13 protein-coding genes are annotated in these 15,760 nt (G+C 62.8%); 5 read left to right on the top strand and 8 right to left on the bottom strand.

Translation table 11 applies throughout. The annotated features are described in order from the left end of the window. Position 1 precedes the first annotated feature (1 nt). Positions 2-1,942 carry an AMP-binding protein gene (locus tag DN412_RS02900; RefSeq protein ID WP_115013135.1) on the bottom strand — a complete coding sequence of 647 codons (1,941 nt, stop codon included), beginning with the start codon at positions 1,940-1,942 and terminating at the stop codon, positions 2-4. 295 nt (positions 1,943-2,237) lie between these two features. Next, the gene (locus DN412_RS45415; protein ID WP_279635115.1) at positions 2,238-2,372 is read right to left on the bottom strand and encodes a hypothetical protein; all 135 of its coding nucleotides are present in this window, start codon (positions 2,370-2,372) and stop codon (positions 2,238-2,240) included. A gap of 310 nt (positions 2,373-2,682) precedes the next feature. Here DN412_RS45415 and DN412_RS02895 point away from each other — a divergent pair, with 310 nt between their 5' ends. After that, positions 2,683-3,654, top strand: a complete 972-nt coding sequence (locus DN412_RS02895; RefSeq protein WP_208647551.1) for a Bug family tripartite tricarboxylate transporter substrate binding protein — start codon at positions 2,683-2,685, stop codon at positions 3,652-3,654. Positions 3,655-3,726: 72 nt separating this feature from the next. After that, complete coding sequence (locus DN412_RS02890; protein WP_115013134.1) at positions 3,727-5,154, top strand: MmgE/PrpD family protein; 1,428 nt, start codon at positions 3,727-3,729, stop codon at positions 5,152-5,154. A gap of 222 nt (positions 5,155-5,376) precedes the next feature. On the opposite strand, the gene DN412_RS42955 is transcribed toward DN412_RS02890, so the two are convergent. Continuing rightward, on the bottom strand, positions 5,377-5,559 hold the full coding sequence (locus DN412_RS42955) for a hypothetical protein (RefSeq protein ID WP_133303018.1): 183 nt from the start codon (positions 5,557-5,559) through the stop codon (positions 5,377-5,379). A 151-nt stretch (positions 5,560-5,710) separates the two neighbouring features. Between DN412_RS42955 and DN412_RS02885 the strand changes: the two genes are divergently transcribed. From DN412_RS02885 to DN412_RS02875, 3 genes are all read left to right on the top strand, one after another. Beyond that, the gene (locus DN412_RS02885; protein WP_115013133.1) at positions 5,711-6,850 is read left to right on the top strand and encodes a porin; all 1,140 of its coding nucleotides are present in this window, start codon (positions 5,711-5,713) and stop codon (positions 6,848-6,850) included. Between the two features lie 275 nt (positions 6,851-7,125). Continuing rightward, positions 7,126-7,971, top strand: coding sequence for a LysR substrate-binding domain-containing protein (locus tag DN412_RS02880; RefSeq protein ID WP_115013132.1), 846 nt, complete (start codon positions 7,126-7,128; stop codon positions 7,969-7,971). 86 nt (positions 7,972-8,057) lie between these two features. Next, the gene (locus DN412_RS02875; protein WP_244222541.1) at positions 8,058-8,501 is read left to right on the top strand and encodes a YybH family protein; all 444 of its coding nucleotides are present in this window, start codon (positions 8,058-8,060) and stop codon (positions 8,499-8,501) included. Positions 8,502-8,610: 109 nt separating this feature from the next. Here DN412_RS02875 and DN412_RS02870 read toward each other — a convergent pair whose 3' ends face one another. The 5 genes from DN412_RS02870 to DN412_RS02850 all read right to left on the bottom strand — a co-directional run bounded on the left by DN412_RS02870 (position 8,611) and on the right by DN412_RS02850 (position 15,699). Then, complete coding sequence (locus DN412_RS02870; protein WP_115013131.1) at positions 8,611-9,495, bottom strand: intradiol ring-cleavage dioxygenase; 885 nt, start codon at positions 9,493-9,495, stop codon at positions 8,611-8,613. 86 nt (positions 9,496-9,581) lie between these two features. Further along, complete coding sequence (locus DN412_RS02865; RefSeq protein WP_115013130.1) at positions 9,582-11,336, bottom strand: FAD-dependent oxidoreductase; 1,755 nt, start codon at positions 11,334-11,336, stop codon at positions 9,582-9,584. A 310-nt stretch (positions 11,337-11,646) separates the two neighbouring features. Further along, positions 11,647-12,435, bottom strand: a complete 789-nt coding sequence (locus DN412_RS02860) for an enoyl-CoA hydratase/isomerase family protein (RefSeq protein ID WP_115013129.1) — start codon at positions 12,433-12,435, stop codon at positions 11,647-11,649. A 76-nt stretch (positions 12,436-12,511) separates the two neighbouring features. Further along, the gene (locus DN412_RS02855; RefSeq protein WP_115013128.1) at positions 12,512-14,251 is read right to left on the bottom strand and encodes a CocE/NonD family hydrolase; all 1,740 of its coding nucleotides are present in this window, start codon (positions 14,249-14,251) and stop codon (positions 12,512-12,514) included. A 308-nt stretch (positions 14,252-14,559) separates the two neighbouring features. Continuing rightward, a complete protein-coding gene (locus tag DN412_RS02850) occupies positions 14,560-15,699 on the bottom strand; it encodes a porin (protein ID WP_115013127.1) in 1,140 nt (379 codons plus the stop codon). Between the last annotated feature and the right edge of the window lie 61 nt (positions 15,700-15,760).

The following is a 15,760-nucleotide window of genomic DNA, read 5'->3' as shown; positions in this document are numbered from 1 at the left end:
CTCAGTGCGCGGCGGCGGCGCGAATCTCTTCGAGGGCCGGCGGGTTGTCCAGCGCCGACAGGTCACCGGCGGGCACGCCGGTGTAGACGCTGCGGATGACGCGCCGCATGATCTTCGAGCTGCGCGTCTTGGGCAGCTGCGCGACCACATGGACCACCGACGGGCGGAACGGGCGCCCCAGCCGGCCGTCGACATGCTTGCCGACGGCTGCCGCCAGCCCCTCGTTCGTCAGCGCCATGGCAGCGGACGGCACCAGGAAGACCACGAGCTTCTGGCCCTTGACCGGGTCTTCCACGCCGATTGCCGCGGCTTCGGCGATCTCGGGCAGCTCCAGCAGCACGTCCTCGATCTCGGCCGGGCCAAGCCGCTTGCCCGCCAGCTTGATGGTGTCGTCGGAACGGCCCATCATGAACCAGGTGCCGTCATCGCGGCGCAGCGCCAGGTCGCCGTGCACCCAGATGCCTGGAATGGTGTTCCAGTAGGTGTCGAGGTAGCGCTCGTCGTCCTGCCAGAACGACTGCGTCATGCCGACAAATGGGCGGCGGATGGCCAGCTCGCCCACGGTATTGGTCAGCGACCTGCCAGCGGCATCGACCACGTCGGCGGCCACCGACGGCGAGCTGGTGTTGAACCCGGCCGGGCTGATCGGCTTGACGATCACGCTGGACAGCAGTGCGCCGGACACCTCGGTGCCGCCTGTGTAGTTGATGACCGGGCTGCGGCCACCGCCGAAGGCCCTCTGGAACCACAGGAAGTGTTCGGGGTCGATAGCCTCCCCGGCCGTGATCAGCAGCCTGACCGTGGACGTATCGCCTTGCGTGGCGACGGCCTCGTTGGCGGCCAGGCCCCGGATCAGCGTCGGCGCCGAGCCGTAGTGCGTGACGCCGTGGCGTTCGACGATGCGCGACATGCGCGACCAGTCCGGGTAATCCGGGGCGCCGTCATAGCAGACCAGCGTGGCGCCGCGCAGCAACGCGCACGACATCACCAGCGTGCCGGCAACCCAGCCCATGTCGGCTGGCCAGCAGAACACATCCTTCGGGCTGACGTTGAAATGCACCGCCGCATCGTGCGCGATCTTCATCGGGAAGCTGCCGTGGGTATGCACTGTGCCCTTGGGCTTGCCGGTAGTGCCCGAGGTATAGATGATCATGAAGGGATCGTCCGGCGACATCCGCTGCGGCGCGGCATCCGGCTGCGCACCTGCCACCTGTTGCCAGTCCACTACCTTGCCGCCGAAGGCAATCGCCTCGCCCGCATGCTTCCAGATCATGGTACCGATGTCCGGCAGGCGCTGCAGCGCTTCTTCGACCAGTATGCGCGTGTCGACCCATTTGCCGCGGCGCGAGAAACCGGTGGTGGCCACCAGCGCGCTGGCCGAGCACGACGACAGGCGCGACACGATCGCGTCGACGCCGAAGCCGCTGAACAGCGGCACCGTCACTGCGCCGATCCAGGCGATCGCCAGCGCGGTCACGGTCGCCTCGACGCCGTTCTCCATCAGCAGGCCGACACGGTCGCCGCGCTTCACGCCAAGGGCCTTCAGGCCCCCGGCGAAAGCGGCCACCTTCCGCGCCAGTTCGGCGTACGTGAGCGTCTCGGTCGCACCGCTCTCCTTCTCGGCCACCACCGCGGCCCGCGACGCCATGACAGGATCATCGGCCCACTGCAGTGCCGACCTGACCCAGTTGAGCTGGCCGCCCGGGAACCACTTCGGGAACGGCTCGCCTCCGGAGGCATCGACGTATCGCTCGTACGGGACGTCCCACACCATGCCGCAGAAATCAATCACCGCCTTCCAGTACTCCTCAGGCTTCTCATTTGAGAAGGCGAGCAGTTCGTCGTAGTCCTTCAGGCCCAGGCGCGTAGCCAGCGCCGACACGTTCGCCGTGGCGATATCGTCTCCCGTAGGGAGCCAGTCATTGTGCAGAGAGTCACTCATCGAAAATCCAGCGTATTGGTTGCACGGTTGCTGCGGCGCGATGTGGTCAAGACAGTTCATGCAGCATCAGGAGGGCCATCGCATAGGTCCAGCGTGCGCGACGCACCGAAGCAAGTCAATCAGCGCAGCGGGGTTGTGCCGTACTTTGGAATGCCGTGGCGCGGTCCGGAGCGCCGCGCCTGTCCGTGTGCATCCGGGAACGGGGGCGCGCCGGCGCGCGCGGGCCCTCCCCACGCCAGGTCCGTGGCCCGGATACCTGCTTCCGGAGTACGGGACGCGGCCCTGGCCCGGCACGCTACGCCTCGCTGCCAACATCGCGCAGCAGCACCATCAACTCCACCGCGGCGGCCTTCAGTTCCGGCACAATGCGCGCCCGGATCGCGTCGACGGATTCATTGCGACTCCGTACGGCTCGCAGAAGGGAACACATCGCCACGACCGATACCCACGAGCACGCGGCGCATAGCGCTGCGCCCCACCTCACGAGCGTTAGGTAGAGTCTGAGGACCGGTTCGGCGGAGTTCCATGGGGGGTTAACCCCTCATATGCGCGCACCGGCCACGCGCCGCGGACGCCACACCACGGCGCCCGTGCCGCCCGGCCTGCCAGGCCCGCTCATTGCACGGAACGCCGGCAAGCCCGGCATTGACCTCGTCTGCCCCGCACTCCGATCATCCGTGGATAGGGGCACTCTGCACGCAGGGCTGCCAACAAAGATATCGAGTCAGGAGACCGCAGCAATGACCCATCCCCTTCACCGCCTGTGCGGCGCGATCATCATGGCGTTGGCCGCAGCCCCGACATTCGCAGCGGACGCCTATCCAGCCAGGCCTGTTCGGATCATCGTGAACTCGGCGCCGGGCGCGCTGCTCGACGTCACGACCCGCGCCGTGGCGCAGCAGATGGCCGAGAACCTCGGCCAACCCGTGGTCGTGGAAAACATGGCGGGGGCTGCCGGGATGCTAGGCATCCGTTATGTGAAGGCCCAGAAGCCGGATGGCTACACCATCCTCGCCACCGCCAACACCCTGGCGCTGGCGCAGGCCACCAAGCTGGAGCCGGGCTATGACCTGGCGCGGGACTTCACCGGCATCGGCATGATGAACAAGGCCCCGCTGATCATGGTGGGATTCTCCGCCCAGCCGGACAAGACCCTGCCACAGTTGATCGCGCATGCCAAAGTCAGCCCGGGCATGCTCTCCTATGCCACCGCAGGCACGGGCACCAGTACCCATATGGCCGCCGCGCTGTTCGTGCACCAGGCTGGCATCAAGATGCTTCACGTGCCCTATAAGGGGAACGCGGGCGCCATGCCGGACGTGCTCGGCGGCCGCGTCAACATGATCTTTGACGGCGCCAACTCGTCGGGCCCATACGTCCAGGACGGCAAGCTGCGCGCGTTCGCGGTTTCGTCACCCAAGCGCCTGCCGGCGTTTCCCGATATTCCGACACTGGCCGAACAAGGCCTGCCCAACTACAGCTTCTATGTCTATATGGGCCTGACGGCGCCGGCCGGTACGCCAACGCCGATCGTCATGCGGCTGGCGAAGGCATTGAAGGCGGCGCAGGCCAGCGAGGTCGTGCGCGAGCGGTTCCGCAAGGACAGCGCCGAAGCCGGCAGCATGTCTCCGGATGAATTCACCGAATTCTTGCGCCAGGATCTGCAGCGCAATATCAAAGTCGTGGCGGACCTGGGCATCCCGAAGGAGTAAGCGGAACGACAAGCCGAGCGCCCCTGCCAGCCCCTGCTGCAGGGGCGCGACACCTGACCTGGAGAGAATGCAATGGCAACAACCATCGTCGAGCAACTGGCCGGCTTTACACAACAAAGCACCTACGACACGCTGCCCCCGGCCGTCGTGGACGAATGCAAGCGCATCGTCCTCGATTCCCTGGGTTGCGCGCTGGCCGCCGTCGACCAGCCCAAGGGCAAGATCGGGATCGACTACGGCGCACTGATGGGCGGCGCCGCGGGCGACGCCACCATCATCGGCACCAACCAGCGGGTGTCGGTCGTCGGCGCGGCCTTTGCCAATGGTGAACTGATCAACGCCCTCGACATGGATGCGGTGGTGCCGCCGGGCCATGTGACGCCCTATGTCCTGCCCGGCGCGCTGGCGGTCGGCGAAGCCATGGGCCGGTCCGGCCAGGACCTGATCACCGCGCTGGCCGTCTCGCACGAGATGTCCTACCGCCTCGGCAAGGCCATGGACTACCTGCGCGACACCAAGGACGGCAAGGTGTCGCCGCCGAAGATCTATGGCTACAGCAGCACCGTCTTCGGCGCGACGGCGGCCATCGTCAAACTCAAGGGCCTGGGCGCCGAGACGACAGCGCATGCGCTGGGGATTGCCGGCAGCATCAGCCCGGTGAATTCGCAGGTTGCCTGGTTCCAGCATGCGCCCAGCTCCACGATCAAGTACCTGCTTGCCGGCGCGCTGACGCAGGCGGCCATGGTCGCCGCCCACATGGCCGAGTTCGGCCACCGCGGCGACCTGCAGATCCTCGATGACCGTGAATACGGTTTCCCGCGTTTTATCGGCACCACGCGTTGGGAACCGGACCGCATCCTCGCAGCACTGGGCACCGACTGGCAGTTCCCCACCGAGCAGGCCTACAAGCCCTACCCGCACTGCCGCATCCTGCATGCCCTGCTGGACAGCCTCAACGAGATTGTCGACCAGAACGAACTGCGGCCGGACGAGATCGACGGCATCAAGGTCTGGGTCGAGGGCTTCGTCGAGCAGCCGGTATGGCTCAACCGAGATATCCGGCATGTGCACGACGCACAGTTCAGCATCGCGCACGGCATCGCGATGGGTGCGCATCGCGTGCCGCCGGGCAAGGCCTGGCAGGATCCGGAACTGGTCTTCGGCGAATCCGTGATGCGCCTGATGGACAAGGTCGACCACGCGGTGCACCCCGACTATGTGGCGCTGCTGACCGGCCACGCGGCCAGCCGGCCGGCGAAGATCGAGGTGTCGGCGCGCGGCCAGACCTTTACCGGCGAGCGGCGCTATCCAAAGGGGAGCCCCTCCCCCGATCCGGCCGGCCATATGAGCACGGATGAGCTGGTGCAGAAGTTCCGCGACAACGCGCGCGATGTCATCCCCGAGGCCAACATCGCTCGCGTCATCGATGCGGTGCGGAACCTGGAGAGCGTGGGGAACATCGCGTCGATCCTGGCTGACGTGCGGCCCGGGAAACGCTAAGGTCCGGCCTCACCTGGCTGCGGGCACCATGCGCAAGGCATGGCGCCCGCGCAGGCCTCGGCGGTTAGCGCGTTCGGGCCGCCGCATCCGCGGTGGCGCGCTGCAGGCCCGGGACAATCGCCCTCAACGACGCCGACACGATGTCAGAGTCGATGCCCACGCCGAACAGGCATCCGCTCCGATCTTGGCCGCATGGGCCGCGGCCTGTTCAAGCCAGTCTGGCTATCGCAGGGCGTCTCGAGCGCCCAGGTCGAAGGTCTGCGCCGCCACGACGCAGGCGCCCGGGATGACATCGGCACCGTAGCCCGCAATTGGCGCGGCGCAGAACGGGCGGGCAATGAGGCGCCCGATACCTGACCACAGGCCCGAGGCGGACCAATCCGCACCGCGTGATCTTCCATGCATCGAAATTTCCCGCCCGCGGCGCGTAGCGGTCTCATTGTTTCGAAGTACGGGACGTTTCGCCCCGCACGATTGACCGCCATCGGAGCGCAATCCAGCATTCCTCGCAGTTGGGGTGATTACCCTTTCTTAAAACCAAAAAAGGAGGAGTCGAATGCCGTCAATCAGCCAAGTCAGGCATCGCAAGAAATGGTTCATCGGAGTTCCTGCCGTACTGGCCGCGGGCCTGGCTCAGGCACAAACCAGCGTCACGCTCTACGGAGTACTCGACACAAACATGGAGTACGTGACCAATATGTCGTCGGTGACTCCAAGCGCGGCCAATGCCTTCGCCGTCGGGCCGGGGCACGACCTGGTGCGGCTCAACTCGGGCGGACTTTCCGGGTCGCGCTGGGGCATGCGGGGTGCGGAAGACCTGGGCAGTGGACTGAAGGCTGTGTTCGTACTGGAGAGCGGCTTTGGCGTCGACGACGGCAAATCGACACAAGGCGGGCGCCTGTTTGGCCGTCAGGCGTTCGTCGGCCTCGATCATGCGCAGGCCGGCAAGGTCACCTTCGGGCGCCAGTACACGAGTCTCTTTGACGGTCTGACGAACTTTTCGCCGATGGCTTATTCACTTCAGTACGAGCCTCTGATCGCCCTGACCGGCGTGAATTTCCGCTCGGACAACGTCGCAAAATACACCGGGCAGTTTGGCGGCCTGGGCGTGCTTGCGCATTGGTCGTTCGGCAACGGCGCGGCCGGGGCGGGTGAAGTCCCAGGACAGTTCCGGCGCGATACCGGCTATGGCGCGGCGCTCAACTACGCGGCCGGCGCGTTCGCGGCAGGGATCGCCTATGACCAGTACAACCCCACCCTGAATGCGACGGGCGGCACCGGGACGTTCAAGAAGGCAGCGGTGGCGGCAAGTTATGCCGTTGGCAATGCCAAGCTCATGGGCGGCTACCGCTGGGGCAGGAACATCAGCGCCACCGACGCCATCTTGCTGCGCGACAACTACTACTGGATTGGCGGCAACTACCAGGCCACTTCCGCGCTCAGTCTGACCCTGGCCTATTACTACGACGACGTGAAGAACCTTGGCGGGGTCAATATCAAGAACCCGTGGCAGGTCACTTTCATGGCGGACTACAGCTTCTCGAAGCGGACCGACGTCTACCTGACAACCGCGTTCTCCAAGAATTCGGGACTGAACTTCGACACTTCGGCGATCAGCTTTGCCAACGGCTATTTCCTGGGGAGCGACAAGACCAATATGTTCGGAGCCGCCATCGGCATCCGTCACAAGTTCTGAGCACACCGCAAGGCCTGCCTTCCAGGGCGTAGGCTACGTGCGCAACAAGGACAATTCCAACCTGGGTCTGTTTGGGTTCGGCGGCACCATCATGTAGCAAGAAGAAGTGAAGAAGTAAAGGGAAACTGGCGCCTGCTCGCGCGTAATAGTGCGACCAGGCGCATTTTTTTGCTCGACATTTCGGGCCACAAACCGTCGCAGGGCTGGAACCTCCAGTGATAATCCTCCACGATTTGCTTATCACTATAAGGAAGGCTTCTTAACGTCGAGATCACATTGACTATGGCCTGACCGACATCGTCAGCGGTCGCTTCGATGCCGGCGTACGGCGCGGCCGGCTGGTGGCAAAAGACATGATCGCAGTGCGGATCGGACCGGACATTCCCATGACCGTGGCCGGTGCACCGTCCTATTTCGCAAGGCATGCGGCACCGAAGCGGCCTCCTGACCTGGTCGCGCACGCCTGTCTCAACCTGCGGCTGCCCACGCATGGCGAGTTTCTGCCCTGGACCTTCATGAAGGCGGGCAAGGAGCATCGCATCAAGGTCGACGGACCGATGGTGTTCAACAGCATCACGCCGATACGCGATGCCGCCGTGGCGGGCGTCGGCCTCGCCTATCTGCCCGAGGCATACGTCACTGAGCAGGTCGCATCGGGGCGGCTCGTCCAGGTGCTGGGCGACTGGCGCAAGACATTCGAGGGCTATCACCTGTACTGCGCCAACCGGCGCCACGCCTCATCAGGGTTCGCGCTGCTGGTCGAGGCGCTGCGGTATAGCAAGCAGCAGGAATCGCCCAACCCACCGGCGAAGGCCGCACACGTCACGATCAGCGCGAACGCGCAGCACCTTGCGGATGCGTTCGGTATCGGTGAAGGCTTAGACAATCGCGCGAAAAAAAGAGCCCCGCGGCGAGCCGTACGGGGCATAAGCTCGCTGAGGCGAGCATGGAGACAACGGCTACCGACTTCTGGCATGCACGCGTTCACTATGCTGTACCTCAGGAAAATTGCCAATCGTACTGCGCGAACTCTCCCGTACTTTGAAACATCTCGGCAAGCTCCCCCGGGGCGCCCACGCCATGGCGTTCCAAGGTACGGAACTCCCTGTCTTTGCGGTTGAGCTGGCGGGCGTCATCGTCGTAGCATTGTCCGCAAAGCCACAAGGAAGGCATGGCCGGGAACGCGCGGGCCGCGCCAGGCAATGACATGGCAACCATGACCGAACACCACGCCACAAGCACCAACGCCGCGCGCGCGCAGGCCGTCCTGCAAGACGTCGAGCGCCGCTGGAACACCGCCGCACTGACATGGAACGCCGACGCGCTGACCGCGCTGTACGCGCCCGAAGCCCTGTTCTTTGGGGGCCGCCCGGGCCACGCGGTGGGCCAGGCGGCGATCCTGGGGTACTTTGCCTCGTACACCGGGACGCTGCGTTCGGCATCGATGTCCCTGGCCGACCAGACCCTGGTCGAGCTTGGCGCGGATACGCTGCTGGCGCAGGGGCATGCAAACTTCCGCTTCGTGCTCGCAGACGGGCGCGAAACCGACGCGGCACTGCGGACGACTTGGGTGCTGGTCAGACGCCTGGGGGTGTGGCAGATTCTGCAGCACCACTTTTCCCCGACACCGGAAGCACCGCCGATCGAATAGCCGGCGCTCCCCTCATCGAGAAGACCCGAACGTCTGCATCAGCGGGTCATATCCCGGTGCGGTATTCAGCGGCCCCACGTGGCCGAAGGCTCCGACCTCGCAGCCCGGTTTACTGGCGCTCCTCTGCCGGATTCAGAACGAAGTCGTAATCAAGCGTAAAGAACGGTGTTGTCACCGTGACACCGTCGGGCGCAACACCAGGCGGGTGCTCGATCCAATCGACAACCAGGGACGAGCGCACACCGAACACTGCATCCGAATCCAGGTATTTATCTCCATTGCGGAACACATGAGTGATCAGCGGCTCGTAACCGGGCGCCTTGATCCAGAAGTGCAGATGCGCTGGCCGCCACGGATGCCGGCCAAGCGCATCAAGCATTCGGCCGACCGGACCATCATGGGGAATCGGGTACGCCTCCGGCAGAATGGAGCGGAAGTGAAAGCGCCCATCTGGCAGCGTGCTCAGGCGGCCACGCGCCTGAAACTCTCCGCCTTGCTCAAGTGGATCGGCATACTGTACGTCGTAGAAGCCGTTCTCGTCGGACTGCCAGACTTCGATCTCCGCATCTGCCAAGGGCTCCCCAAAGAGGCCTCGTACCTGCCCCGAGACAAAGCACGGACGCCCCTTTGCACCGTTGGACATATCATCGCCGTTCTTGTACTCGGGCGCACCTTTGACAAAGAATGGCCCAAGTACCGTGGCTTCGGTACATTCCGCAGGCTTGCGATTGTTCTGCGTCGTCACCAGCATTGAAAGCCCGAGGGTGTCGGACAGGAGCACGAACTCCTGACGTCGTTCGTCGGTAATATGGCCAACGTCGGTGAGGAAGCTGATGGCATGCGCCCACTCCTCCTCGGTAAGCGTTACCTCCCTTGCAAAGGAATGCAAATGCCGGACCAGACTGGTCATCACGGTCAGCAACCTGTCGTCCCTGCACTTTGACATTGCTGCAAGCACCGCGTGCGTAATGGTGTCTTCGTCAATGTTGCGCATCGTCTGCCTTCGATTTCCTTGCTACCGATTACTCAAGGATGCAGCGCAGCGCTGCATCGTCATCCATCACAGTCATACCGACGCCATTATCTAGAAAGCACGCCAAGCATTACCTGGAGCAGATCTGCGACGGGGTCCGCCGGCAAAGCAAAGCTACGCCAGGCGACGTGATGGTCGGGGCGTGTCAACACGCAGCCACTGTCACCGATTTCGCGGGCGCGAGCCCAATCGCCGGTGTGGTCTGCGTACTGCTGGCGCGGGCCAATAATGCGCACGTCTATCTGTACGCCCAGCTTCTTGCCCACCTCGAAGGCAGCCTCCACCCATGCTTCACCTCCCACACCAGTGAGGATGGAAAAACGACCGTGGCCGGTCAGGTCCAGTGTTGAATGCTGCCGACCGCGCGCGTCAAACACCCACGCATGCGGTAGCCGGGCACCCGGGTAGGTTGTCGACTGGTAGTACAGCTCCGGGTCGCGCTCGAAGGCGGGTTCGGTGCTCCCGTCAGTTGCCACCGCGCCTGAACGGTACCGCTGGTTCATCTCCACCCCTTGGGCGTCCAGCTCATATCGCTTGAGCACCAGGGCTTCACGAATTGCCTCACGCTGCTTTTCCGCGGCCTTGGTTGCCTGACTGCGGGCATGCATATTGGACTGCATGACTTCCGCATCCGTCGATTCGGCAATGCCGAGCGCGTTATAGAGCGGCGCAAACTCGGCAATCGACTGGTTTGCGCGCGTGACTATCTGCTTTGCAATCGGGGCGCGCTCCGTCGAATAGCTTTCCAGAAGAGCTTCTCCGGCCTGCCCTTTGATCACTGCCGCAAGTTTCCAGGCAAGATTGAATGCGTCCTGAATCGAAGTATTGGACCCGAGCCCGCCGGACGGCGGGTGCCGGTGGGTGGCATCGCCCATGCAAAACACGCGCCCGTCCTGCATGCGGGTCGCATACATATTGTTCACCGTCCATGTACTGGTGCCCAGCAGTTCGATCTCGAGATCCGGCTTTCCCACCAACTGGCGGGCGATCTCAGTAGCCCTCGCTTGGTCGACGACGGGGGTTGGCTCGTTGATGTCATAACCCCAGACAATCAACCATTCGTGCCAGGGTCTGACCATACGAATCAGTCCCATGCCGATCCCGCCCACTTCGGCGCCCGGCTGCATGATCGGATACAGAACGGCGGGTCGATGCGCGACAAACTCAGACAAATCGGCGCGGAACCAGATATTCATGGACCCTCGCACACCCATCTGTCCTTCGAATGGCAGACCGGCGTTCTTTGCGACCCGCGAGTTCCCCCCATCCGCGCCGACCAGGTACTTTGAACGGACGGTGAATTCCTCTCCGCTCAACTTGTCGAGGCATTGCGTAACCACACCATCGTCGGTCTGCGTATGACTCAGGTATTCTGTACTCATCCGTGCCTGGGTACCGCGAGCGCAAGCCGTCTTGAACAGCAGCGGCTCCATGAACGTCTGCGGAAGATCGTTCATCTTCGCGGGACTCGACAGCCTGCGCTCTGCCCTCGAAAGCGGGTGCGCGCCCCAGCTTGGCACGCGACCGATCTCCTCTCCGACGAGACTCTCACAGAATACCGTTCCGCCCATCAGGTCTTCATCGGTCGCGTGCAGGTAAGCTTCCTGCTCTACGTCCTTGCCAAGATCGCGGAGAACCTCCATCGTGCGCAGGTTTGTGATGTGCGCTCGTGGCGTGTTGGCCAGCCAGCGATAGTTGTTGATGACCATATTCTCGATGCCGTATGTCGAGAGCAGTGCGGCACAGGCGGAGCCAGCCGGGCCCGTTCCAACGATCAGCACATCTGTCTTTACTTCTGGCATACCTCATCTCCTACGATATAAGTGCCGTCGCCATTTCTCATCCTGGGGCGGCTATATACATGCCTCACCGACCATTGCGGGGGGGCGCATTGCTTCTTCCTGGTGACTCGCCGGCCTTGTCAGTGCCCGGCCAACGCCGACCCGCTCCTGATGACTGGTGGGCCCGTGGACTTAAGTTCTTCCGTGAAAAAGAGGCAGCACACAAAAAGGAGCCCACGGTCTCGTGTGCTGCGCCAGACAAAGCGGTAGCGGCAGTTGATCGCTGTGAACGCGATGGGCTGTCACACGTTCCTGCAACCAAAAGCTCCCATTATTTTCCGTGGAAGACCAGATCAGGCGGCACCTGGTCTGCATCGAATGCCTTGGCGGTGCTGGCAAATCCCCGGATCGCATCCTCGGTGTTGTATAAGCCCATGGTCACATCCAGCATCACCGTATCGGCGCCGGCAACACCGCCGCTCGACCAGGCCTTCAGGAGCGTGCGAGTCGCGGCGTAGGAAAGCGTTGGTCCATCCGCCAGCCGGGCAACGAGGTCAGCCGCGACGCGTTCAAGCGAATCAGGTTCTGCCACGTGTGTAGCAATCCCGAGTTCTCCCGCCAGGCTGCCGGGAATGGGTTCGCCCAGCATGGCGAAACGCGATGCCCGGCTACGGCCCACGCGCTCCGCAAGCCGTTGGAGTGCTCCCGCAATCGGCAGCATCGCCGTCGTCACCTCAACGCATTGGAACTGCGCGTCACTTGCCGCGACGATGAAGTCACAGCTCAGCGCAAGTTCAAGGCCGCCACCGAATGCAGCGCCTTGCACGACCGCCACGGTCGGGACGCGCAGCGCCTCGACTGCGCGATAGGACCTGTTGACGTGCGCGACGAAGGTGCGGAACCAGTTCAGGTCCTTTCCGGGCCATTCACGGACCTCGCCGCCCAGGCTGAAGTTCGGCCCTTCGGCGCGAACCACAAGCACCCGGATATCGGCTTCGCTGGCTTCGTGCACGGCTTCCTCGAGGCACTGGGCAAAACGCGTGTCCAGACGGTTGTATGGCGGATTCGCGAGTACGATGTTCCCGACGCTTCCATTGCATTCAAATCGGATGCTCTTCATGACCTGGTCCTTTGGTATGACGTAATGCCAACGCTATTCATTTCTGCGCTAATAAGTTCGATGAACGAAACAGAGCTCAGGAAGCCTGCTTTTCGAGCGGAATCAACGGCAGCAGCAGGTGGGACGGGCGATCCGCGTCCCGGTATATCTTGTGGGTGACCGTGTTGCTGCTGCAGACGTGGTATGGAATGTACTCAACATCCGTCATTGCCCCGGTACCCGTGGGCGCGTCGAGGCTGCAGATCTCGATGCAGATGCGATGCCCGGCCTTGAACTGGTTGGCCGTTGCCAGCACCTGAATCTCATACTTGACGATCTCGCCTGGCGTAACAGGCTTGATCGAGTCCTTCGTCAGCTTGTGGAACGGCTCTCCGGGCGTGGATCGGTCAGGGTCCGTTTCCCGATATGACGCTTTCAGCCATCCACGAGTGAGTTCCCGTTCCGGCAACGTATCTGGTACGGTTCGTTCACCAACGCGTGCAGTGACTACCGATACGTCCGGGCCCACATCCTTCAGCACCACAATCCAGTTCGTGTCGGTCTGATCGATTTCCGCGTAGAGCGTCAGGGAAATCGGGCCGGCAAGCAGAACGTCGTGCGGGAGCGGATCCGTCATGTATCGCAAGCGCTCGACCTTCGAGGTCATCTTGAGCGGCATTTGCGAGAAGACATCGGGCTCTCGCTGCGCATTGCCGACCTCGCGGCCCGGCCGCGGCGCCTCCGCAGTCAGCTTCTCCCAGCTGGAAAGGTAGTACTTGGTCCATTGCGTTTCAGGCAACGGCCAATCGCTGCCGGTACGCCATTCGTTGGCGCCCATGACCCAATATCGGACCGGCGGTTCATCCATGATGGCGGTGTCGATACCCTTGAGCCAGTAGTCGTACCAGCGAATGACCTCGTCGTGGTACTGATGGAATGGTCGCTCCAGGTGCGCTGGCCCGGTGAAGAGCAGCTTTCTTGGCTGTTTGACGTTCTTGAAGTAATTCTGGGCGCCCAGCCAATGCAGCTTGTAGGTGTATGCGTAAGCTCCGGAACCGGTATAAAACGGGATCTTGATCGACTTGAAAGTATCCTCGGCCCGCTCGATCGTTCCCTCCGGCTCCCAGGGGTTCGTCATGATGTGGTACATCACCCATGTCCGCTGCCCCTTCTGCGTCAGGATGTTGTACAGGTTGATATACATCTTGTAGTCGGGATTGGCCATGGCCGCGCGCCAGAGTTCCTCCTGCTCCTCCGGCAGCTTGCCCGGCAGACTGCGCGATTCGTGCACGGTACTGAAGACGTCAAGCAAGTACGGAAAGGTATGAATCACGCCACCGGGATTGAAGTCGCGAAATCCAAACATGCCGCCGTAGGCGCTGCAGGCGTCGTACGGGAAGATGGCCTTGAGCGCGGGGTGCCCCTGCGCCGCGGCACGCCATTGTTCTCCGGCAAAACCTGAGATACCGACCATCCCCACATTGCCATCCGCCCACGGCTGCTGCGTGATCCATTCGATCATGTCGTAATGGTCGGTGTTCTCTTCACCGTAATGTCCTTCGGACTTCGCGGAGCCCCTGGGCTGAGCGATGACATGCACATAGCCATTGGCGATAAAGCGGCGGGTGTCCCCTGCTTCAATCGGCCCGAACCAGAGCGGAGCATGCGCGGGCTGTGGTGGCAGCACATCGGCAATGTCCGGACCCTGAAGATCCTTGTTGTGCAGTGCTGAGGCATACAGCACTGGATACCTGCCATCGCCGTCCGGTCGATAGACGTCGACCGCGAGACGTGTGCCGTCTCGCATGGTTACTGTGACGTCGCGCTCCTCAATCATGTCTCACTCCATCCTGGTTCATATGTTTGCCCGCAACTGACAGCGGAGTCGCTGCCGGACAGCGGCGCCACTTCGTTGCCCGCCGTCGCTTAAACTCACTATATTTCACGACCGTAAAGTTTGCAAGGTAAACTGCGCTCGGGGTCTACCCTCCCCTGGCGGAGCACCTGCGAACCAGCGGCCGCCTATGCCGTTGCCGACTCTGACCTGAACGTCAGAAAGCACCCGGCCGGTCCTCTGAGGACTTAACGGAAGGCAAAAGGAAAAGGCACCGTGAGGTGCCTTTGAACATTGCGGTGGGGAGTCCTTCAGAACTTATGCCGGATACCTACCGCGACGCCGAGCATATTGGTCTTGGTCCCCCCAAGCGGATAGCCGTTGGAGAAGCCAATCGACGCGGTGTCCAGGGCCAGGCCGGCATTCTTGGAGTAAGCCGTAGTCAAATACACGTCTGTCCGCTTGGAAAAATTGTAGTCGGCGATAAACATGAGCTGCCAGGGATTGCCTGGGGGACGCAGCGCGGGCAAGGTCGATGAGTGGAAGGTCTGGTAAAAGTAGTCCGCGGTCAGGCCAAGGGCGGGCGTGACCTGGTAGGCGACGCCGGCCCAGTAGATGTCATCGCGCACCAGCGTCGCCCCGGATGTACTGGACTTGCCCCAGCGGTACCCTGCCTCGATCTTTGCCGGGCCAATGGCATAGCTGACAGCCGCGGCGGCCTTCTTGACCGCGCCGGTGCCAAGGAACGTGGCACCATTGCTGATGCCCGGGTTGACCTGATCATAGGCGAGTGTAGCCCCGAACACGTCGCCCAGATAAGAGATCTGGGCACCATATCCGGAATCGCGGCGGAACTGGCCGGGGGATTCGCCGGAGCCACCGATGCTGGCACCGCTCACGCTGCCAAAGCCCGCGCCGGTGCCGAAGGACCAATGGGCGCCCACCGTAAGGGCTCCGAACGTACCGGTGTACTTCACGGTGTTGTCTTCGCGGAATGCCGGCCCTACCACGGCAATCACCGGCTCATACGTGTTCGCATAAAAAGCAGGCGAGAAGTTGGATAGCGCTTCGTCCAGCGAGGTATATTGACGGCCAAGGGTGAGCTTCCCGTAGGTGACACTCTCCAGGCCGACAAACGCCTGACGGCCGAACAAGCGTCCACCTTGCTGCACTGTGCCGGTGTCCACGCCGATACCGCCTTCCAACACAAACAATGCGCGTAGGCCTCTGCCCAGGTCTTCGACGCCGCGCAGGCCCCAGCGCGAGCCAGACAGGCCGCCACCGTTCACCGCAAACCGGTTGTCCGATCCGCCGCTTGCGTTCTTCATATTGGTGGCGAATTCAATATTGGAATCCACCACGCCATATATCGTAACGCCAGACTGAGCCTGTGCCACACCAACCGCAGTCAGCAGTGCGAACGGCAATGGCAGCTTCCTCAACGTCTTCATTTGCGTCTCCCCAGAACAGATGGCGTTCAAGGCTTTTCGCTCCGCCTTGTTTCCGCCTTGT

The sequence above is a fragment of the Cupriavidus lacunae genome (assembly GCF_003353055.1).
Lineage (GTDB): Bacteria > Pseudomonadota > Gammaproteobacteria > Burkholderiales > Burkholderiaceae > Cupriavidus > Cupriavidus lacunae.
This window is presented reverse-complemented; position numbering and strand designations above follow the sequence as displayed.

Excerpts from the sequence above, each read along its gene's own strand:
- DN412_RS02850 (WP_115013127.1), bottom strand. The coding sequence starts at position 15,699 with ATGAAGACGTTGAGGAAGCTGCCATTGCCGTTCGCACTGCTGACTGCG.
- DN412_RS02890 (WP_115013134.1), top strand. The coding sequence starts at position 3,727 with ATGGCAACAACCATCGTCGAGCAACTGGCCGGCTTTACACAACAAAGC.
- DN412_RS42955 (WP_133303018.1), bottom strand. The coding sequence starts at position 5,559 with ATGCATGGAAGATCACGCGGTGCGGATTGGTCCGCCTCGGGCCTGTGG.
- DN412_RS02900 (WP_115013135.1), bottom strand. The coding sequence starts at position 1,942 with ATGAGTGACTCTCTGCACAATGACTGGCTCCCTACGGGAGACGATATC.
- DN412_RS02885 (WP_115013133.1), top strand. The coding sequence starts at position 5,711 with ATGCCGTCAATCAGCCAAGTCAGGCATCGCAAGAAATGGTTCATCGGA.
- DN412_RS02870 (WP_115013131.1), bottom strand. The coding sequence starts at position 9,495 with ATGCGCAACATTGACGAAGACACCATTACGCACGCGGTGCTTGCAGCA.
- DN412_RS45415 (WP_279635115.1), bottom strand. The coding sequence starts at position 2,372 with ATGTGTTCCCTTCTGCGAGCCGTACGGAGTCGCAATGAATCCGTCGAC.
- DN412_RS02855 (WP_115013128.1), bottom strand. The coding sequence starts at position 14,251 with ATGATTGAGGAGCGCGACGTCACAGTAACCATGCGAGACGGCACACGT.
- DN412_RS02860 (WP_115013129.1), bottom strand. The coding sequence starts at position 12,435 with ATGAAGAGCATCCGATTTGAATGCAATGGAAGCGTCGGGAACATCGTA.
- DN412_RS02895 (WP_208647551.1), top strand. The coding sequence starts at position 2,683 with ATGACCCATCCCCTTCACCGCCTGTGCGGCGCGATCATCATGGCGTTG.
- DN412_RS02875 (WP_244222541.1), top strand. The coding sequence starts at position 8,058 with ATGGCAACCATGACCGAACACCACGCCACAAGCACCAACGCCGCGCGC.
- DN412_RS02865 (WP_115013130.1), bottom strand. The coding sequence starts at position 11,336 with ATGCCAGAAGTAAAGACAGATGTGCTGATCGTTGGAACGGGCCCGGCT.